The organism is Aminobacter sp. Piv2-1 (genome assembly GCF_037625995.1).
In the GTDB taxonomy this organism is placed as follows: domain Bacteria; phylum Pseudomonadota; class Alphaproteobacteria; order Rhizobiales; family Rhizobiaceae; genus Aminobacter.
Window position 1 is genome coordinate 78,976 of the sequence record NZ_JARKMU010000007.1, and the last position, 19,405, is coordinate 98,380.

General features: G+C 64.7%; 24 protein-coding genes. 20 read left to right on the forward strand and 4 right to left on the reverse strand.

Annotated elements, in window-relative coordinates; translation table 11 throughout:
• Nucleotide 1 precedes the first annotated feature (1 nt).
• The gene (locus AmiPiv_RS14360; RefSeq protein WP_340038158.1) at nt 2-1,039 is read left to right on the forward strand and encodes a hypothetical protein; all 1,038 of its coding nucleotides are present in this window, start codon (nt 2-4) and stop codon (nt 1,037-1,039) included.
• Between the two features lie 131 nt (nt 1,040-1,170).
• On the opposite strand, the gene AmiPiv_RS14365 is transcribed toward AmiPiv_RS14360, so the two are convergent.
• The 3 genes from AmiPiv_RS14365 to AmiPiv_RS14375 all read right to left on the reverse strand — a co-directional run bounded on the left by AmiPiv_RS14365 (nt 1,171) and on the right by AmiPiv_RS14375 (nt 5,428).
• Nucleotides 1,171-2,508: an ABC transporter ATP-binding protein gene (locus tag AmiPiv_RS14365; RefSeq protein ID WP_340038159.1), complete on the reverse strand. Its 1,338-nt coding sequence runs from the start codon at nt 2,506-2,508 to the stop codon at nt 1,171-1,173.
• Between the two features lie 15 nt (nt 2,509-2,523).
• A complete protein-coding gene (locus AmiPiv_RS14370; RefSeq protein ID WP_340038160.1) occupies nt 2,524-4,260 on the reverse strand; it encodes an ABC transporter permease in 1,737 nt (578 codons plus the stop codon).
• Nucleotides 4,261-5,071: 811 nt separating this feature from the next.
• Nucleotides 5,072-5,428, reverse strand: coding sequence for a cupin domain-containing protein (locus tag AmiPiv_RS14375; RefSeq protein ID WP_340038161.1), 357 nt, complete (start codon nt 5,426-5,428; stop codon nt 5,072-5,074).
• A 467-nt stretch (nt 5,429-5,895) separates the two neighbouring features.
• Between AmiPiv_RS14375 and AmiPiv_RS14380 the strand changes: the two genes are divergently transcribed.
• The 16 genes from AmiPiv_RS14380 (at nt 5,896) to AmiPiv_RS14455 (ending at nt 15,281) form a co-directional block, all read left to right on the forward strand.
• Nucleotides 5,896-7,167: a tyrosine-type recombinase/integrase gene (locus AmiPiv_RS14380; RefSeq protein WP_340038162.1), complete on the forward strand. Its 1,272-nt coding sequence runs from the start codon at nt 5,896-5,898 to the stop codon at nt 7,165-7,167.
• A 2-nt stretch (nt 7,168-7,169) separates the two neighbouring features.
• Nucleotides 7,170-7,880, forward strand: coding sequence for a hypothetical protein (locus AmiPiv_RS14385; protein ID WP_340038163.1), 711 nt, complete (start codon nt 7,170-7,172; stop codon nt 7,878-7,880).
• An 85-nt stretch (nt 7,881-7,965) separates the two neighbouring features.
• A complete protein-coding gene (locus AmiPiv_RS14390) occupies nt 7,966-8,211 on the forward strand; it encodes a helix-turn-helix transcriptional regulator (RefSeq protein ID WP_340038164.1) in 246 nt (81 codons plus the stop codon).
• Complete coding sequence (locus tag AmiPiv_RS14395; protein WP_340038165.1) at nt 8,208-8,522, forward strand: hypothetical protein; 315 nt, start codon at nt 8,208-8,210, stop codon at nt 8,520-8,522. The genes AmiPiv_RS14390 and AmiPiv_RS14395 overlap by 4 nt, the downstream gene beginning before the upstream one ends.
• On the forward strand, nt 8,519-8,854 hold the full coding sequence (locus AmiPiv_RS14400; protein ID WP_340038166.1) for a hypothetical protein: 336 nt from the start codon (nt 8,519-8,521) through the stop codon (nt 8,852-8,854). Before AmiPiv_RS14395 ends, AmiPiv_RS14400 begins: the two co-directional genes overlap by 4 nt.
• Nucleotides 8,851-9,672 (forward strand): helix-turn-helix domain-containing protein, encoded by an 822-nt coding sequence (locus AmiPiv_RS14405; protein WP_340038167.1) that lies wholly within the window; start codon nt 8,851-8,853, stop codon nt 9,670-9,672. Before AmiPiv_RS14400 ends, AmiPiv_RS14405 begins: the two co-directional genes overlap by 4 nt.
• Nucleotides 9,662-9,955 carry a hypothetical protein gene (locus tag AmiPiv_RS14410; RefSeq protein ID WP_340038168.1) on the forward strand — a complete coding sequence of 98 codons (294 nt, stop codon included), beginning with the start codon at nt 9,662-9,664 and terminating at the stop codon, nt 9,953-9,955. The genes AmiPiv_RS14405 and AmiPiv_RS14410 overlap by 11 nt, the downstream gene beginning before the upstream one ends.
• Nucleotides 9,952-10,191, forward strand: a complete 240-nt coding sequence (locus AmiPiv_RS14415) for a hypothetical protein (RefSeq protein WP_340038169.1) — start codon at nt 9,952-9,954, stop codon at nt 10,189-10,191. Before AmiPiv_RS14410 ends, AmiPiv_RS14415 begins: the two co-directional genes overlap by 4 nt.
• A gap of 42 nt (nt 10,192-10,233) precedes the next feature.
• Nucleotides 10,234-11,436, forward strand: coding sequence for a phage portal protein (locus AmiPiv_RS14420; RefSeq protein WP_340038170.1), 1,203 nt, complete (start codon nt 10,234-10,236; stop codon nt 11,434-11,436).
• A gap of 22 nt (nt 11,437-11,458) precedes the next feature.
• Nucleotides 11,459-11,938 (forward strand): HK97 family phage prohead protease, encoded by a 480-nt coding sequence (locus AmiPiv_RS14425; protein ID WP_340038171.1) that lies wholly within the window; start codon nt 11,459-11,461, stop codon nt 11,936-11,938.
• Nucleotides 11,935-13,146 (forward strand): phage major capsid protein, encoded by a 1,212-nt coding sequence (locus AmiPiv_RS14430; protein WP_340038172.1) that lies wholly within the window; start codon nt 11,935-11,937, stop codon nt 13,144-13,146. Before AmiPiv_RS14425 ends, AmiPiv_RS14430 begins: the two co-directional genes overlap by 4 nt.
• 54 nt (nt 13,147-13,200) lie before the next feature.
• On the forward strand, nt 13,201-13,617 hold the full coding sequence (locus AmiPiv_RS14435) for a hypothetical protein (RefSeq protein WP_340038173.1): 417 nt from the start codon (nt 13,201-13,203) through the stop codon (nt 13,615-13,617).
• A gap of 22 nt (nt 13,618-13,639) precedes the next feature.
• The gene (locus tag AmiPiv_RS14440) at nt 13,640-13,801 is read left to right on the forward strand and encodes a hypothetical protein (RefSeq protein ID WP_340038174.1); all 162 of its coding nucleotides are present in this window, start codon (nt 13,640-13,642) and stop codon (nt 13,799-13,801) included.
• 59 nt (nt 13,802-13,860) lie between these two features.
• Nucleotides 13,861-14,475, forward strand: a complete 615-nt coding sequence (locus AmiPiv_RS14445; protein ID WP_340038175.1) for a hypothetical protein — start codon at nt 13,861-13,863, stop codon at nt 14,473-14,475.
• A gap of 6 nt (nt 14,476-14,481) precedes the next feature.
• Nucleotides 14,482-14,892 (forward strand): hypothetical protein, encoded by a 411-nt coding sequence (locus tag AmiPiv_RS14450; protein WP_340038176.1) that lies wholly within the window; start codon nt 14,482-14,484, stop codon nt 14,890-14,892.
• A complete protein-coding gene (locus tag AmiPiv_RS14455) occupies nt 14,889-15,281 on the forward strand; it encodes a hypothetical protein (protein ID WP_340038177.1) in 393 nt (130 codons plus the stop codon). Before AmiPiv_RS14450 ends, AmiPiv_RS14455 begins: the two co-directional genes overlap by 4 nt.
• 320 nt (nt 15,282-15,601) lie before the next feature.
• Here AmiPiv_RS14455 and AmiPiv_RS14460 read toward each other — a convergent pair whose 3' ends face one another.
• The gene (locus AmiPiv_RS14460) at nt 15,602-15,850 is read right to left on the reverse strand and encodes a hypothetical protein (RefSeq protein WP_340038178.1); all 249 of its coding nucleotides are present in this window, start codon (nt 15,848-15,850) and stop codon (nt 15,602-15,604) included.
• 125 nt (nt 15,851-15,975) lie between these two features.
• Here AmiPiv_RS14460 and AmiPiv_RS14465 point away from each other — a divergent pair, with 125 nt between their 5' ends.
• The 3 genes from AmiPiv_RS14465 to AmiPiv_RS14475 are packed head-to-tail and all read left to right on the forward strand — an operon-like array spanning nt 15,976 to nt 19,392.
• Nucleotides 15,976-16,407, forward strand: a complete 432-nt coding sequence (locus AmiPiv_RS14465; RefSeq protein ID WP_340038179.1) for a hypothetical protein — start codon at nt 15,976-15,978, stop codon at nt 16,405-16,407.
• Nucleotides 16,400-18,097: a terminase large subunit gene (locus AmiPiv_RS14470; protein WP_340038180.1), complete on the forward strand. Its 1,698-nt coding sequence runs from the start codon at nt 16,400-16,402 to the stop codon at nt 18,095-18,097. Before AmiPiv_RS14465 ends, AmiPiv_RS14470 begins: the two co-directional genes overlap by 8 nt.
• Nucleotides 18,097-19,392: a hypothetical protein gene (locus tag AmiPiv_RS14475; protein WP_340038181.1), complete on the forward strand. Its 1,296-nt coding sequence runs from the start codon at nt 18,097-18,099 to the stop codon at nt 19,390-19,392. The genes AmiPiv_RS14470 and AmiPiv_RS14475 overlap by 1 nt, the downstream gene beginning before the upstream one ends.
• Nucleotides 19,393-19,405 lie beyond the last annotated feature (13 nt).

The window sequence follows — 19,405 nt, forward strand, 5'->3', positions numbered from 1 at the left end:
CATGACCGAAACGTTCTTCCTTTCCATCATGGTGACCGGCTTCGTCGTCGCCTTCGCCCATGCCGCCATCCCGACGCACTGGCTGCCCTTCGTGCTGGCCGGCCGCGGACAGCGCTGGAGCAAGGCAAAAACCCTCATGGTCGTCGCCCTGTGCGGATCCGGCCATGTGCTGTTCACCACTCTCCTCGGTGCGCTCGTCGTCTGGCTCGGCATCGAAACGAGCAAGTGGACCGGCAATGTCTTTCCGTGGATCGCTGGCTCCGCCCTGATCCTCTTCGGCCTCTACTACATTGTGCGCCAGATGCGCGGCGGTGGCCACGGCCATCACCATTTCGGCGGCAGCCACAGCCACGGCACCCACGACCATGGCTCTCACGATCATGGCGGCCATGATCACGCTTCCGAGACGAAGCGGATCGATACGGGTCACGGTGTGCTGCTGCTGGAGGTATTCGAGGACGGCGTCCCGCCCAGGTTCCGGGTGCGGTCCGCGGTGGCCTCGGCCCTGCCGCGCGCAGCCGCGCTGACGATCGAAACGCTGCGGCCCGGTGGCGCCCGGCAGATCTTTTCCTTTGCCGATCGAGACGGATTTCTCGAATCGCTTGAGGAGATCCCCGAGCCGCACGAATTCACGGCGCGCATCGGCCTGTCACACGGTGATCATGCCCACCACCACGAGGTTTTCTTCGAAGAGCATCAACACACAGCTGCGCCTCGGCCGACGGCGATCGGGGGCAAGGCGGCAATCATCAAGACAGACGGAGCCGTCATCGCCAGCCTGTTCACGCTTCTGACATTCTCCCCCTGCGAGGGCTTCCTGCCCGTCTACCTTTCCGGCATCAGCTACGGCTGGATGGGCTTTGTATTGCTCAGTGCCGTGCTTGCGGTCGCGACCGTCGCCGGCATGGTGGTCTTCACCTGGCTGACGATGTCGGGCATGGAGCGCCTGCGCCTCGAATTCCTGGAACGCTACGAAAGCGGCATCCTTGGCGCGCTCATCCTGTTCCTGGGGGTTGGCATCATCTTCTTCGGTTTCTGATCGCAGGCTAAGGTCCGGCCGGCGCCATTCGCCTGGTCCAAGACCCGACGATCACCTCGGCTCGAATTTCCCGCACCATATGCGTCCCGCGCATCGGATGCGGGAAATCCGGGCCGGCGATGCAAATGGACTCACGCCGGGTTCTCGAGGTCGAACTGTTTCGTCTGCTCGTCGTAGCCGAACAGTTCGGCGTAGCGCCCCCATGAGATAACCGCCCGCATCGTCGTCTCGGCGTGCTCCTCCGACATGTAGTCTTCGAGCTCCTCCGAAAAGCGTGTGAACGGGGCGCGGTGGCTCGGCCGCTCGTCAAGCACGCGCTTGATGAGTGCTGCGAGCGGCACATAGGCCAGAAGATGCTCGGCGAAGAGCCGCTTGCGCGCGTCGACCTCGGAGTCGACGAAGCCGCGCCCGAGGTCGGTGAGTTTGACGTCGCCCTCCGCCACCTCGGCGAAGCGCAGCAGCTGCAGCGTCTCGGCGATCGGGAACAGATCGTCAACCTCCATCTGCAGTGTCGCAGCCAGATCGGGCAGGTCGGCCTTGCCTTCATAAGGCGGCGCGGCGAGGGCTTCCATGAGGCCCGCCAGAAGGTTGGTCGAAAGATGCGGCAGCGCCATGCCGATGCCGGTGCCGTGGAAACCCTCGCTTACGCGCTTCTCCGCCTTCTCGGCCGGGGCACGCTGCGTCATGCGCGCGTAGATATCGTCGACGAGCTGTCGGAAGGCCGGGTCGACGCGCGAGCGCGGGTGGGGGAGACCGATCTCAATCTCGGCCGCGACCCGCCCTGGATTGGAGGAGAAGATGAGGATGCGGTCGCACAGGAGCACCGCCTCCTCGATGTTGTGCGTCACCATCAGGATCGACTTGATCGGCAACCGCCCCTCGATCCAGAGATCTATGAGGTCGGTGCGCAGCGTCTCGGCGGTCAGCACGTCGAGCGCCGAGAATGGCTCGTCCATCAGCATGAGGCGCGGATGCACGACGAGCGCCCGCGCGAAGCCGACACGCTGGCGCATGCCTCCGGAAAGCTCTTTCGGATAGGCGCTCTCGAAGCCGTCGAGACCGATCAGGTCGATCGCCTCGATGGCGCGGCGCCGCCGCTCGGCAGCCGGTACGCCGATCGCCTCAAGCCCGACCTCGACATTCTCCAGCACCGTGAGCCAGGGAAAGAGCGCGAAGCTCTGGAACACGATCGAGAGGCCTTCGCAGGGGCCGGTGACCGGCTGGCCGCACCACCGCACATCCCCGCCAGTCGCGGGAAGCAGGCCGGAGATGATGCGCAGAAGCGTCGACTTGCCGGAGCCCGAGCGACCCAGCAATCCGACGATCTCCCCTTCACGGATGCTCAGCGAGACGTCGTCGAGGACGACGAGATCGGCATTGTCGCCCTTGTGGTAGACCTGACGCACGCCGGAAAGGTCCACGATCGGAGCGTTCCCGGCAGCGGAATGGGGCTTGGTGAGTTCGAGCATGGGTACGATCCTCTCTCAATCGAGGCGAAGGCGACGGCCGGCGAAGGCATAGAGCGGACGCCACAGCAGCCGGTTGAACAGGATGACGAAGAGCGACATCACGGCGATGCCCAGCACGATGCGCGGATAGTCGCCGGCCGCCGTCGCCTGCGCGATGTAGGAGCCGAGACCGTGGGCGGTGAGCCTGGTGTCGCCCCAGCTCGCGACCTCAGCAACGATCGAGGCATTCCAGGAGCCGCCGCTCGCGGTGACGGCGCCGGTGACGTAATAGGGGAAAATCCCCGGCAGGATAACCTTGCGCCACCAGTTCCACCCGCGGATGCGGAAGGTGGCGGCCGCCTCCTTCAGGTCATTCGGAAAGGCGCTCGCACCTGCAATGACGTTGAACAGGATGTACCACTGGGTGCCCAGCACCATCAGCGGCGAAAGCCAGATATCGGGGTTCAGCCCGAGCCGGACGATCACGACGACGGCGAAAGGAAAGACGATGTTCGCCGGAAAGGCCGCAAGGAATTGCGCCAGGGGCTGGACGCGCTCGGCCACCCGCGGCCTGAGCCCGATCCAGACGCCGACGGGCACCCAGATGACGGTGGCGAGCGCCATCAGCACGACAACGCGCAGCATGGTGAGAAGACCGAGCCCGACGACCTCGCCGACGTCGCTCCAGGAGAGTTCGGTGGCGACGAAGCTTGCGATCAGCCATAGCGTATAGGCCGAGGCGAGGATGACAAGGGCAAGCCAGGCACGTTCGGCCCATGCCCCGGCCCCTGCCGTGCCCGCCTGGGCCGACCGCGCGGCCGGAAGCTGCAGGCGCTGTCGCGGTATGGCCGAAAGGACGGAGCCGACGGGTGCGAGGAGTATCTGGAACAGCCGGGTCCGACGGACGGCATCGAGCAGCCACGAGCGGGGCGCGGCTCCGCTCGCCGATTGCTCCACCCGGAACTTGTCGCCCCAGGCGACCAGCGGCCGAAACAGCAGCTGATCGTAGATCAGGATGACGGCGAGCATCGCCGCCACGGCCCAGCCGACCGCGGCGAGGTTCTGCTGCTCGATGGCGAGCGCGACATAGGAGCCGACGCCGGGCAGCGTGATGGTCGTGTTGCCGACCGAGATCGCCTCGGAAGCGACGACGAAGAACCAGCCGCCGGACATCGACATCATGGTGTTCCACACCAGGCCGGGCATCGAGAACGGCACCTCGAGGCGCCAGAAGCGCTGCCAGCCGGAAAGCCTGAAGCTGCGCGTGGCTTCGTCGAGGTCGCGCGGCACGGTCTTAAGCGACTGGTAGAAGCTGAAGGTCATGTTCCAGGCCTGGGCGGTGAAGATCGCGAAGATCGACGCCAGCTCGACGCCGAGCACCCGGCCGGGAAACAGCGCCATGAACCCCACCACCGTAAAGGACAGGAAGCCCAGCACCGGCACCGACTGGAGGATGTCGAGCAGCGGGATCAGCACCATCTCGGCCCGCCGGCTCTTGGCGGCCAGGGCTCCGTAGGCAAATGTGAACACCAGCGAGGCGACGATGGCCGCCAGCATGCGCATGGTGGTGCGCAGGGCGTATTCGGGCAGCCTCGCCGGGTCGAGCGAGACCGGCGAAGCTTCGAGGGATACAATTGGCGCAAGCGTGTCATGCCCGCCATGAACGAGAAGAATGAGACCGCCGAAGAGCAGGCCGAAGGCGAACGCGTCCCAGAGATTGGGGACGTAGCGGTGCCGACGGCCGGCCTCCATGGCCGGGTGATGCATGGTCATCTGGGCAACCCGTGTTTAACCGAATGAGAACAAGGCCGCGCACACGCGTGACCCGCGACGCCCGCCCCGCGGCGGCGTCAGCGTCCTATTCGGTCCCCGCTGTCTTGAGACCAGCGAGTGGGTTGGCGAATGCGGAAGATCTGCGCCCGCATGGTCCACCTCTCATCCCCGGGCCTGCCGGCGGGACGGGTGAACCGGACGCGAAAGGTCAGGCTCGCGGCGTCGCTGCGGGCAGGCTCACACTAGATCGACTACTGGAACTGTCCATCCAAGGAGTTATCCTGACTACCGTCGGCACTGTTTGCCGACGCAGCGGATATTGCGCCGCACAATGTCATAGTCAAGGTGATTCTCTCACGACAGTTCTGCCTTGCCATGCCCCACGGAAACGGCGGGCGACGTGTGCGTTGTGCCGGAGGCGGCGACCGATCGGGGAACAGCAACCGTGAGGCGATATGCCCTGTGCAATGACCCAGCCTGTCGCCGGAGCAACAGGCACTGCCGGAAGATGGCATCAGGAGGAGGAGTCCGGCTTCCCACTGCCATCGGACATTGCTGGAGCCCCGGCCTTGGCAAATGGTGGGCCCGGAACGCCTCGGAAACCGGCCCAAGCGTTGGAGATGCCGGCTGGACGTGCCTGTACCGGCATTGTTCCGAAACGTCCCGCCCGCTGATCCGGTCGAGGGGATGGCGACGAGCGAGCCCTACGGGTCCCAAGGGCCTGGAATAATCTCCGCCCGGCCAGCCACCGGGGCCTTTTGCGGACCCATCGCTGCGGGCGAAACGGAGGTCGATCCCGGCCGGCGTGCTCCTACGACCCGACAGTGACGACGAAGTGCTTCGTCACGGGCTCGATGATCTTCCAGGTGCCCTTGAAGTCCGCTTCCACAACAAACGCGTCGCCCGGCCCAACCTCGACGGACTCGCCGCCGTCTGGCGTGATGATGATGCGGCCAGAGATCATGTGAACGAATTCGTAGTCGGTGTAGCTCGCGTGGTAGGTGCCCGGGGTCGCCTGCCATGTTCCCGACAGAACTTTGCCGTCCCGAGTCTTGTGCTGGACGGCGGTCTTCATCGTCGGGCTTCCCTCGATCACTACCCAGCCTGGCAGATCGCCGGGGTCAGCGTCTTCTACCTGGCCGAACTTCAGGATGGTTTTGTGCGCCATGGTAACGTCCTCCCTTTTGCAGACGCCACTGAATACCCGACGCATCACCTATGGGCAACTTAGTTTCCTATTGATAATTTTCGCTAGCATGCTGACGCCCGCGCGCGTGGCCGTCCGCCAGCTGAAGGGTAGCAAGGTTCTGCCCCCTCCTCATGCTGCCTGTGCCGCGGGATGCTCTGGTCGACCTGCCGCGCCGTGCCGGGACGGTGATAGCAAAAACAAGCGACGAGGCAGTCGATGGTGGGCCCGGAGGGACTCGAACCCCCAACCAAGCGGTTATGAGAGGCTTACCGGCGCAATTCGACGCGACGCACGGCGACGCGATGAAACTCCGAAACCCTTGCATGCCATGCGTTTAACTGCTTCTCACCGTCGCCTCTTGTCGCACGGTGTATCGACAGGGCGCGCGTGTTGGCGTACATTTTCCCGTACATATCGCCAACCGCTTTCCCCGTGGATCAATCGTCATGGCACTGACAACATTGAATGACCGCTTCTGCGAGACGGTGAAACCGACCACCGGCAAGCAGGTCGACTATTTCGACACCGTTGTTCGCGGGCTTTCCCTACTGGTCTCCCCGGCAGGGACCAAGACGTTCTTCCTCAACTACACGCGTCCGACAGACGGCAAGCGGGCCAGGATGAAGCTAGGCCGCTATCCCGACCTGAAGCTCGCACGGGCCCGGGAGAAAGCCCGCGAAGGTCGGGGCGACGTGACCGAAGGGCAAGATCCTCTTGCCGAGAAGCGGGCCATAGAAGCCTCGCAAACCGTCTCCGATCTAATCGAAAACTACGTGGCGCGCCATGCGTTGAAGAAGCGAACGGCGACGGCGATCGCCCGCCGTTTGAGGTTCAACGTGGCGTCGCAGATCGGCAGCATCAAGCTGTCGGAACTACATCGTCGCGACATCACCCGTTGCATTGATGCGGTCAAGGATCGCGGCGCCGACGTTGAGGCGAATCGCGTGTTCGAAGACCTTCGGTCGATGGTCAGGTGGGCTCGCGGGCGTGGCGATCTCGACGTCAATCTCATGGAAGGCATGCGCAAGCCATCGGAGACAACCGAGCGCGACCGGGTCCTATCCGCCGATGAAATAAAGACCGCATGGTCTGCCCTCCCGGGGTCGGACATGCGCGACGCCACGATGCGCGTCATTCGACTTTGCCTGATCACCGCGCAGCGCGTCGGCGAGGTGTCGGGGATGATGCGTTCGGAACTCGACTTCGAGGCCAAGGTTTGGAGGATTCCGGAAGAGCGTTCGAAGAATGGCCGGGAACACGTCGTGCCTCTCTCCGAGACGGCGATCACGGTAATCAAGGAACAGATCGCCGCCAGCGACGACCAGGCGCGGCGTAAGAAGCGGCCACCATCCCCATGCGTCTTTCCAGCGCCGCGAGGCTCGCGCGCCTCCATGGCCGGCGCCGCGGCAGCCAAGGCGATCAAGAAGACCGAAGTCTCCAAGCGTGGCGTCGCCACCATCTTAGGCGTCGCGCCATTCACCCCGCACGACCTGCGGCGCACCGCGGCGACGCACATGGAAGAGATCGGGATTTCGCCGTTCATCATCGGCCACGTCCTGAATCATGTCAGCGCGACGAAGGCGAGCATCACCAGCCGTGTGTATGCCCGATACGACTACATGCGGGAGAAGCGCGAGGCGCTGGAGCTATGGGCCGACCGCCTCGCCGGCATCGTCGCCGGCGGCGCCGATATCATCGCGCTGCGCGGGAGAGCCTGATCATGCAGGCCTCGATCAACTATGCCGACGAGCAAAGCCGATTCAGCGATAAGATGAACGAAGCCCGCTGGTGCGCGGCATTTCCGGCCCCGGATGCAGTCGAGACCCTCGCCAGCCGGGGCGTTGACATCAATCAGCTCACCATCCTGGTCGACTGCCTGGCAAGGGTCGGACGCTCCTGGGACTTTCGGGAAAGCCGTGAGGAATCGGACAGCGAAAGCTCGATCGCGGCGCGAGCCCGCGAGCTCGTCGAGCTGCTTCGAAACGCCGATCACGATAACGGTTGGCGGCATGCGTGGGACGCCGAATATGAAAAGATCGAGAACAGTGTCGAACTCGATCAGCTTTCCGACGATCTGGAGACGTTGGCGCGAAATGCGGAGCAACGCCTAGAACAATTTCAATTCGCAAAGACAATCGGGTTGCATCCACAGTCGGGCAAGGTGAGATACTTCTACTGGATGTCTCTGATCGCGTTCTGGAAGTTTGCCCTTGGTCGTGAGGTGAAGGCATCCGACAACGGGAGGAACCGGCCGAGCGGTCCTCTGGTCGCTTTCATAGAAACCATGTCGTTTGGAATGACTGGCGGCGCCGTCACGCCGGGGGCCATCCGGAAATTCATCGAACGGCACCGCGACGAGATCGACAAGTTCGCCCGCGCGTTCCTGCCGTCACTTGTCGTCAGGCTGCATTATTTGGCGAATGGACGGTAGTTCGCCAAAAGAATCTGAAACGTCCATTTAGACAGAAGCGCCTAGCTGGTTTTCTTTGAGCGTCGCCGAAACACGGAGCGACACCATGAACACAGCATCCCCCATTCCGACGAGCAGCCTTGTGGACGACGATCTTGTCGACGAGGCCACCGCATGCCGACTGATCGGCGGCAGCAACACGCCGATCCATCGTTCCACCTTGTGGCGCGGCGTCAACGCCGGCCGCTATCCGAAGCCTCTCAAGATCAGCCCGAGCACCAATCGCTGGCGCGTGGGTGAGCTCCGCCAGGCGCTGGAACAATTCGCGGCCGAACGGGAAGCCGCGGCATGATCGAGGCCGCGATTTGCGCGGCCTGCGGCACGACCTTCCGAAAAAAGCGTTCTGCGCAGACTTGCTGCGGCAAGGCCTGCAAGCAGAAGCTTTTCCGCAAGAAGTGTAACGCAGGCCAGCCGGATACGGGCAAGGCGGCGAACGCCGCTCCTGCCCCGATCCCTGACCACGAGACGGCCGGATTTACGCGGCTCTACCCCGGCCTGAAACCGCTGTCCGATATCGAATGCCGGGTGATGAAGATCGAGCCGACCGGCCTTCGTGATCGACGCGGCGCGCTGCTCTACCGCAACCTGGACGGTGCGACGTGAGCGGCCGGAACTGGACGAAGAACCGGCAGCGCCAGCTCGTCCGCGACCGCGGCGTCGAGGCCGCCGGCGCCCGCGAGATCAGCGAGGCCGACATCGAGCGGGCCGTGCTTGGCGACACCCGCGGCCTGCCCAGAACGCCGACGCCGGCGAAGAAGCTCCCGCAAGGCCTTCGGGCAATCGAGACCGCGGCGAAATGGCTGGTCGCCAACCGCCAGCGTCTCCGCGACGAGGGCCGGAATCCGGTCCCCGAGTTGCAGCGCGAATTCGGGCTATCGAGGAAGGAGGCCTGCGCTGCGATCAGCCGGGCGAACGAGGCGGAGTCGCCGAGATGACCGAGCCGACTGACAAAGCAAAGCGGGACTTTACGCGCCGAAAATTCGAATGGCTCGATCAGGTCGCCGTTGACGCTGACTTGCCGCCTGCTGCGACGCGTGTCGCGATCATAATCGCGAATCGTTACGTGAACGTGGGGTCGGCAGAAGCGTGGCCGGCGGTCGAAACGCTTGCGAAACTGCTCGAGATCAAGAGCGCGAACACGGTGCGAACTGCGCTGCGCGCGATGGAGGATCGCAAGCATATGTTGATCGACTGGAGCGCCGGCGGAAAGGGCCAGACCAACCGCTACACGCCCATCATCGCAGACGCCAAACACTTCAAGGATTTGAAGGGTTCAGAATTGGATACCCTTCAATCTCGCAATCGAAACCCTTCAATTTCGGATGTCGATACCCTTCAAAATCAGGACGCCAAACACTTCAAGGATTTGAAGGGGAATCCCTTTGAAGGGAACCCACTGAAAGAACCCGCTGACGAACCCAGGGGCGGGCCTACAGCCCGTCCCCCTGAATCGCTGAGCTCTACGTTCAAAGGCGATTCGTGCTCTACGTCGAACGTTGAAGACGCCGGAGAGACGCGCCTCGATGGCGCGTCTCCAACACGTCGAACCGTCTTTCGCGTCGACGATGAACTCGATGTTCCAGGTCTCGGACCTTGCACCTGCATTGACGATGCATCAGTGAACTTCATTCGGGTCCGACAGCATTCCATCGGCAACGAATACCAGGTCGAGGTTCTTGCCGACGGCGGTCTTCGCGTCGTCGGTGACGAAAGAGAAGATGCCGCTTGGGAGGAGGATGAGAATGCAGCTTGAGCTCGACCTGCAGCCGCCGCGTCCCCCGGTCGAGATCAGGATATTCCCATGCCATCGCATGACGGGCGCAATCCGGGAGGCCGTCGACGATGCGCTCGCCTCGAAAACGCCGCAGGCGGTCCTGCGCAAAGAGGTGATGCTCTGGCGCCTACGGCTGACGAGACTGCAGGTTCCCGTCGCTGAGCGTGAGCGATCGGTTGCCCGATTCAAGACGGAGCTTTTCTGCGAGCTGTTACGGCGACAGCACCGCGTTGCCGGCAGCCGGCGCGACGGTGCCGCATGACCCGTCGTACGATCGCGTCGCCGCCGCTGGCACCGGAACTCGATCAGAAGATCCTCTGGACGGCAGGCGGTATCGGCCGCCGGATCGGGTGCGGTCCGGACTTCGTGAGAACCGTGCTCGCCGTGGAGCCGGGCAGTCCGGTGAAACGGCTGGGCAGGCGCCTGTACGCCTTCGAGGGCGACCTGCTCCAATGGCTGCGAGATCGAAACTCGCCTAATCCCACAACAACCGACTAAAACCCGTGGCGCGTACCAGCCAGCATCAAGCATAAGATCGTGATGCTGAACTGGCTGCTGCGCCCGAAGCCGTCGATCGAGAGGAAGGCCGCGACACTCGCGGATCCTGATCCCGAGCTTTTCGAGCTCTTCACTGGCATCGCGCCTGGCAGTCTCGCAGTATCGGCGGCGACGGCGCTGACCGTTCCCGCTGTCAGCGCCGCGGTTCGCACGATCTCCGAAGCCGCGGCGACCCTCGATATCCTCGTCGAGCGGAAGGACGGCACGAAGTGGGTTGCCGACGAGGACCAGCCCGCGGCGCGGCTCCTGCACGGCCAGGCCAACGACTGGCTGTCCGGCTACGAACTCGTCCGCGATCTCACAGCCCAGGCCCTGACCAGCGATCACGGCGGCCTGGCGTGGATCGGTCGCGCGGATGGAAAGCCGGTAGAGATCATTCACTACCGGCCCGGCACGATCAGCGTCGAGTATCCCGACGACACCGGCGAGCCAACCTTTCGGCGCGGCGGCAGCGTCATCCCGGCCGCGAACATCGTGCACCTTCGCGGCCCGTTCTCGCTCTGCCCGCTCAGCCTGGCGCGCGAGGCGATCGGTGTCGCGAAGGAAATGGAGAAGCACGCCGGCGGGCTGTTCAAGAACGGTGCCAGGCCGGCAGGCGTGATCGAGATTCCCGCCACGGTCGGCGAGGGCGCGCTTGCCCGCCTGAAAGCTGGGTGGCGAGCCGCGCATGAAGGATCAGGCAGCTCCGGCAAGACGGCCACGCTTTTCGGCGGCGCGAAATTCAACCCGCTCACCTTCAAGTCGACGGATGCGCAGTTCCTGGAGCTGCGCCGGTTCCAGATCGAGGAGATCTGCCGCGCGTTCCGCGTGCCGCCTGGGCTCCTCTACGAGATGACCCGGCAAACCTGGTCGAACATGGAACAGGCGACCCGCGAGTTCCTGATCTTCACGCTAGAGCCGTGGTTGCGTGCGATCGAGGCCTGCCTGACCCGATCGCTGATCGCCGTGGACGATCGGCCGAACTTCCGGATCAGGTTCGATCGTGACGATCTCACCCGCGCCAGCCTCACCGAACGCGCCACCGCGATCAACAGCTTGCGGGCGTCGCAAGTGCTATCGGCCGACGAGGGCCGGGACTGGCTCGATCTGCCACCGCGCGCCGACGGCAAGGGCGGCTCCTACGAAAACCCGAACATCACCGTGAAGCCGGCGCAACCGGCCCGAGGGACCGGCGCCGATGGATAGGCTTTTCATCGAAACGAAGATCATGGCAGACGACGCCGGCGCCGTGACGGGCCTGGCGTGGAAGTTCGGCGAGCCCGATCGCATCGGCGACATGATCGAGCCCGGCGCCTTCAAGGGCGCCAAGCTGCCGCTGCCGATGTTGTTCGGCCACGACCACAACGATCCGGTCGGCACCTGGGATACCGCCGTCGAGAAATCGGACGGCCTGCATATCGCGGGCAAGCTTCTCGTCGACGACGTCGCCCGGGCCCGCGAGGTCCGCGCGCTGGTTCGATCCGGAGCGGTCCGCGGTCTGTCGATCAGCTTCATCACGAAGCAGGCGAAAGCCCGCCCTGGCGGCGGGCGCACGATTTCCAAACTGGAATTGCTGGAGGCGTCCCTTGTGACGATCCCCATGCATGCCGGCGCGCGGATCACGTCCGTGAAGTCGGCTCTACAGGCCCTTGCCATCGCCGAGGCCATCAACCGCGCGACGGCCGCGCTTTCCGTGAGGACGAAATGAAGCACGTTGCTAAGAACGCGCTGCTTGGCAGCGTGGCAATCATCACCCGCAAAGGCGACGACGACGATCCGGCGGCGCTGGTCACCAAGGCGCTCGGCGATCTTACCAAGACCGTCGACGATCGCCTGAAAACGGTCGAGAGCTCGATCGCCACCGGCATCGAGGCTGAGCTGAAGAAGCTCGGCATCGACAAGATCACCGGCCGGCTCGACAAGATCGAGGCCAAGGCGGCGCGTCCGGGCAACCAGGACGATCCGCGGGAGCCGAGCGAGGAACGGAAGGCCTTCGCTTCCTACCTCCGCCACGGCCGCGACGCGATGCCGGAAGAAGAGCGCAAGGCGCTGACGGTCGCGAACGATACCAGCGGCGGTTACCTCGCACCGTCCGAATTCCAGGCGGAAGTGATCAAGGGCATCGTCGAGCGCTCGCCGATCCGCCAGGCCGCCCGCGTGTCGTCGACCACGGCCGGCGAGGTCATCCTGCCGAAGCGCACCGGCCGCCCGACCGGCTCCTGGGTAGGCGAGACGGATACCCGGCCGGAGACCGGCTCGACCTACGGCCAGGTCGAGGTGCAGATTCACGAAATGGCCTGCTACGTCGACGTGTCGCTGAAGCTCCTCGAGGACAGCGCCGTCAACGTCGAGGCCGAAGTCGCCTTCGATCTCGCGGAAGAGTTCGCCCGGCTGGAGGCCGCGGCGTTCTCCGATGGCGACGGTGTCAAGAAGCCGAAGGGCATCATGCAGTACGCCGACGTGCCCTACAGCTTCACCGGCAACGCCTCGACGCTCGGCTCCGCGCCAGCCGATCTCCTGATCGACGCCTTCTACAAGGTGCCGGCCTACTACCGAAACCGCGGCGTCTGGATGATGAACGGTTCCACGCTGGCAGCGGTGCGCAAGCTGAAAGACGCCGGCTCCGGCGCCTATCTCTGGCAGCCCGCGCTCACCGCCGGCCAGCCGGAAACGCTGCTTGGCCGACCAGTGATCGAGGATCCGACGATGGATGATGTCGGGTCCGCTGCAGAACCGATCATCTTCGGCGACTTCAACAGCGCCTATCGCATCTTCGATCGTGTCGGCATGTCGGTCTTCGCCGATCCCTACACCCAGCGCACGAACGGCAAAGTCCGCTTCCATGCTCGCCGCCGCGTCGGCGCCGGCATGACGCTCTCCGAAGCCCTTCGCAAGATCAGGTGCGCGACCTCGTAAGAGGCCGCGCGCTCCCGTCACCCGAAAAGCAACGCGCTGAAAGGAACCGTCACCATGCGTGACCAAGCGAACAACCTCACCCTGCGACCGGTCATCGCGCCGGCCGCCAACTCCAACCTTGGCACGACGCCGCTGGTCGGAACGGTCATCGACCGCCAGGGTTACGACTCGCTCTCCTATGGCATCGTCACCGGCACGCTGTCGGACGCCGACGCCACGTACACGGTGTTGCTTGAAGAAAGCGACAACGACAGCTCCAATTTCACCGCTGTCGCGGACGCCGACCTCATCGGCACCGAAGCAGCGGCCGGCTTCAACTTCGGCGACGACAGCGAGACACGGAAGCTCGGCTACATCGGCAACAAGCGGTACACCCGGCTCACCATAACGCCGGCGGCCGCGGACAGCGGGAACAGTCCGATCGCGGCCATAGCGATCCTTGGCCGTCCGCTCCAGGCGCCGGTGGCCTGATATGGGCGCCGAAGCGACAAGGATGACGGATGCCGCCTTCGTGAAGCTGATCGCTCAGCTCTCCGAACAGCACGGCCGCCTGTGGGTTGCCCGCGAGGAAACGGCGGATGGCCTGATCCTCGTTGTGACCAGCCGGACCAGCGAGCCCGTCCGCTGCCTCCTGGCCGGCAAGAAGCAGGCCTGATTATCGGACCGGGGCGCGCCGACACGCGCCCCGCCATTTTCCCCGAGGGAGCGTGCGCCATGGCGGTCACCGTCATAGAGAAGGCTACCGACCATCGCCTGACGACGCCGGCGGCCGTGAAGGCCGAGCTGCAGGTGACGAATGCGGCGAACGACGCCTATCTCGTCACCCTGATCAACCAGGCCAGCGATGCGATCCGGACATGGTGCGGCCGCACCTTCGGCCTCGAAACCGTCCGCGAACGGGTCGAGCTCGACGCTGCGTCGACATCGATCCTGCCCGATCGCTGGCCGGTGACCGAGCTGGTTTCCGTCACCAGGAGCGGTGTCGTCGTCGACGTGGCGGCCACCGAACTCGACGAGGACAAGGGGCTGCTCTTCCGGCTCGACGGCGACGGCAATCCCGTCGACTGGCCGGCCGGATGCCTGACCCTGACCTATAAGGCCGGCTATGTGCTGCCGAACCAATCGGGCCGGACACTGCCGCACGATATCGAGCGCGCCGCGATCGCGCTGATCAAGAGCGCCTGGTTCGCCCGCAACCGCGATCCGCTGATCCGAAGCGAAGCCGTCGAGGGCGCCGGTTCGACGGACTATTTCAGCGGCACCGTCTCGCGCCTGCCGCCCGAGGTCGAAAACCTCCTGATCCCTCACCGCAAGCTGATGATTGGATGAACCGCCATGCTCAATCCGGGCGACTACAGTCTTTGCGATCTCGCCGTCACCACGGCGCTCAACGCCGTCGCGCAGACGCCGATCAAGAACCTTGAAGGCATCCTCGCCGCCACGATCGAGGCCAAGCTGTCCTACGGTTCGGGCGGTACTAGCATCAGGGCATGGGTTCAGGTTACCCTCGACGACGGCGCCACCTGGATCGATATCGCCTGCTTCGCCTTCACGACGTCCAGTGGCGTCAAGGTCGTGAACCTGTCCGGCCTGACGCCCGCCACCACGGCGATAACGCCCAGCGACGGCGCCATGGCCGACAACACGGTCCAGGATGGCGTTCTCGGATCGGCGATGCGGGTGAAGCTGACGAGCACTGGAACATACGCCAACACTACCATGAGCGTGAAGGTGAGCACCCGGTGAACCGCTTCCTCGCGCAGCTCGATCGCAGGCTGGAGGCACGCGGCGAGGATATCGTCCTTCGCAAGCGCACCCAGGCCGGCAGCACCGGATCGTTCGTCGATGCCACGGTGCCGGCGATCGTGCGCGCGCTCACCGTCGAGCAGCTCATAGGGCTGGTGAACCAACAGCATTTTTTCCTGATCATCAGCCCAACCCATATCAATCGCGCGCAGTGGCCCGGCGGCCGTACACCGACCGCCACTGGCAGTCTGATCGATCCAGCAGATCCGCGCATCCCAACGACGAGCGATCAGGTGATCCTCCGCGGTGCCGTGAAGGCCATCGAACGTGTCGCTCCCATCTTCGACGCCGGTGAATGCATCCGGATCGAGCTCAGCGTGTTGGGGTGATGCGATGCCGATGCGTCCGCCCCGCGTCTGCTCCTGCGGCCGTCATGTCCCCGTCGGCCAGCCCTGTCCGTGCCAGAAGGCGAAGGACCGTGATCGACCGACCGCACGGCAGCGTGGCTACAGCTCAGATTGGGAGCGCGAGGCCAAGGCCTTCCTTGCCCTGCCTGGCAACGAGCGGTGCGCCTGCGGTCAGCCCGCGACCCTCGTTCGGCATGTGATCTCGATACGCAAGCGTCCCGATCTCCGCATGGTTCGATCGAACTGGCGCCCGGGCTGCGCGCGCTGCAACGCGGTCGACACCGCCCGGGACAAGCGAGAGGCTAGGTGTTGGTAGAGAGCTTGGCCAAAAGGCCTTCCAGATCGTGCAATGTCACCGGCTCCATGCTGCCGTTCTTCAACGTCGCCCGATACCGAGCCGGGTTCTTGCGACGTAGCTTGGTGATCTTTACGCCCCGGGACGCGAGCAGAGAAACAAGGCGTTTCTCATTTTCTGGCGTATCTGCGGCCTTGATCGCTTCCAATTGCGCCTTCGCGTCGGCGGCGATCTTTTGCAGTTCGTTCCGATACATCGTGTGTCCTCCAGTATCGCAAACGATGCAGACCCCGGGGGTGGAGCGCAATTTCGGGGCTGGGGGCCGGGACCGTTCGGGGGTCGAAATTCTGGCCGTGCACATTGCGGATTCTGGAAATCGCAATGGCTAGGCCGGGACCGAAGGGCAAAAATCCCGGGCTGAAGGTGGTCGCCGGAACCGATCAGCCATGCCGCCGGCGTGAGCCCGTCGTCGCGCCGATCGACGGCGCGGCCGTCAAGCCGACCTGGTTGAGGGGCCGCGCCGCCAAGCTGTGGACCGAGAAAGTCGCGACCTATCAGGCGCGCGGGCAGTCGGTCGCCGGATGCGAGTCCGCGCTGGCGCAATACTGCGCGCTCGAGGCGGCGCTGATCGAGCAATACCGGAAGCGGATCACGCCGCCCGTCGCCCAGGTGAACGCCTTCCGCATCCTCGCCGCGGAATTCTACGACACGCCGGCGAGCCAGGTGTCGCCGGCGAAACAGCCCGGAAAGGGCGGACGCTTCGCCGCCAACATGCAGAAGCCGCCCGCCGGCGACGGTGGCGCCGATGCGTGACTTTGCCGGCATCGCCCGACGCTATTGCGAGGACGTGCGCGACGGTCGCGTTCTGTCCGGCAAGTGGGTCAAGCTCGCTTGCCGGCGTCACCTCCAGGACCTGGAGCGCGCCGCCACCGATCCGGCGTGGCCGTACCGCTTCGACGCCTGGGAAGGCGGCAACGTCTGCGACTTCATCGAAAAGCTGCCGCACGTCGAGGGCCGATGGTCGACGCCGACGATCACGCTGGAGCCGTGGCAGATATGGCTTCTGGTCACCGTGTTCGGCTGGCGGCGCAAGAGCGACGGCGGCCGGCGTTTCGAGCAGGCCTATACCGAAGTCGCCCGCAAGAACGCGAAATCGGCACTGACCAGCGGTGTCGCGCTCTACTGCCTGACCTGTGAGGGCGAGGTCGGCCCGCAGGTAAAGACGGCGGCAACCAGCGGCAGCCAGGCGCGCATCGTGTTCGAGGTCGCATCCAAGATGGCCGCGGCGACGCCGGACCTGTGCGAGGCTTTCGGCTTGCAGATCATGGCAAACGCCGTCGTCTGCGGCGGCAACAACGGCTCGATCCAGCCGATCAACGCCAAGAGCTCGACGCAGGACGGCCTCAACCCGCACCTCACCATCATCGACGAGCTGCACGCGCATAAGGATCGATCGCTGTTCGACGTGCTGCGGTCGGCCACCGGCGCCCGAAAGAATCCGCTCGGCTGGTACATCACGACGGCCGGCTACAATTCGCAGGGCGTCTGCTTCGAGCAGCGGTCCTACGTCTGCAAAATCCTCGAAGGCGTGATCGACGACGACACCTATTTCGGCGCGATCTACACGCTCGACGAGGGCGACGATCCTTTCGACGAGCGGGTATGGATCAAGGCCAACCCAAACCTTGGCGTCTCCGTCGACATCGACAAGCTGCGCTCCTACGCGCGGCAGGCGCGCAATTCGCCGGCGAGCGCCGGCGAGTTCAACACGAAGCGCCTGAACCTCTGGCAGAACGCGCATTCGGCCTGGTTGCCGATGGTCCAGTGGAAGGCCTGCGGCGATCCCGATCTCTCGATCGACGACTTCGCCATGGAAAGCGCCTGGATCGGCGTCGACCTCGCCGACACCAACGACGTCGCCGCGCTCGTCATCGTGTTCGACCGCGACGGCCTGCTGCATGCGTTCTCGCGCTTCTTCCTGCCGGAGCTGCTGGTCGAGACCTGCGCGCACCGCACCACGACGCATTACCGGGTGTGGGCGGCCGAAGGCTTCATCACCACGACGGAAGGCGACTTCATCGACCACAACGCGATTGAGCAGGAGATCCGATCGCTGTGCGAGCGGTTCCAGGTCGAGAAGGTCCGGATCGAGCACTACGGCTCCGCGCAGATCGCGGCGAACCTGGTCGGCGACGGCTTGCCCGTCGAGATCATCCACAAGAAGCCGGACACCTATTCCGAACCCGCGAAGCTCCTGGAGGCGCTGGTCGAGATCGGCAAGTTTCGGTTCGACGGCAACCCGGTGCTGACATGGATGGCCTCGAATTGCGTCGTCGATCGCCGGGTGAATGGAACGATCCTGCCGAAGAAGGAGCACAAGGATTCGCCGAAGAAGATCGACGGCATCGATGCGCTGATCATGGCGATCGGCGGCGCCAACGCCGGCGAAGGCAGATCGCCCTACGACTCCGACACCTGGTCGGATGAAATGGGCGCGTTCTGATGCTGGCACGGACGCCCTACACGCTGATCCTGCTCCGCACCGCACAAGCGCAAGCAGATGAGAACGCGCGCCGGCAGCGTCTCCAGGCCGCGAAGGTGAAGGCCAATCCTCCCCGCCCGTTGAACCGCCAGCGCTTCAGGGCGCTCGTCGATCGGACAGCCGCGATCCTGAAGGCGGGATATCCGACCCTTTTCGCTCACGAGGGCGCCTGCCGTCACGGCCTTCGCAGTTCGCTATGCCTTCAGGGCTGGAGCTGGACGGATGCCGATTTCAACGCCGCGGCCATCGTCGCCGCAGCGCTCAACCAGGTCGGCGTCATGCGACCGACATGGCAGCAAGGCCAGCTCGAATATGCCGACGAGACCGTCGAGCGCATGCACTGCCTCCATTGCCACCGGCCGGTGTCGATCGGAGAGAACGGGCGGCCGCGGAAATACTGCTCCGACGAGTGCCTGAATTCCTACCACTCCAAGATGAACAGCCGATACGGCTTCGAACGCTCGCGCGCCGAATACCTCGCCGCCTGTGCTGCCGATCGAGCGAAGAAGGCGATCGGCGAGCGGGATTGCGAGCGCTGCGGCAAGCGATTCCGGCAGGGCAGCTACAAGGATCGAACCTACTGCTCCGACGAGTGCGCCAATGCCGTCCGGAGCGAGGCGACGAGGCGTCACGACGATCGCGCCTGCCTCCAGTGCGGCACGATGTTCCGGCCTCGCTATGCCAGCGCGAAGTTCTGCGGCCGGGCCTGCATGTCGGTGTCGTTCTCCGAGACGACACGCCGGCCGGCCAAGGCCTGCGAGCACTGCGGCGGCAGCTTCCATCCCAGCCACATGAACGAGAAGTTCTGTTCGAAGGCCTGCCGATATCAGGCCGCGACGAAGCGCCCGGAGAAGCCGTGCGAGCAGTGCGGCACGATGTTCAAGCCGAAGTTCAACGTCAAAGACGGTGAAAACCGCTTCTGCTCCCGCGACTGCCAAGGCCTCGCGCGGCGGAAGGAAATGCCCGAACAGACGTGCCCGACCTGCAGCACGATCTTCCGCGCCGCGAGCGCGTCCGAAGCCAGGGTGTATTGCTCGCCGGCCTGCCGGCCGGTTCCACTCCAGCCGCGGCCGTGCGCGCATTGTGGCGATGAGTTCCGGCCGCGCAGCCGCGGCAACGGCGTCGTCGGGCTGTACTGCTCCCGGGAATGCTCGATCACCGCCAGGCGTGCCCAGGTGGCCGATGCGCCGCCGTTGGCGCCCGACGAGTTGGAGCCGCTGGCGCGCGCAAGCGCGTTCCGCTGCGATGAGATGTGAACACTATTCGACG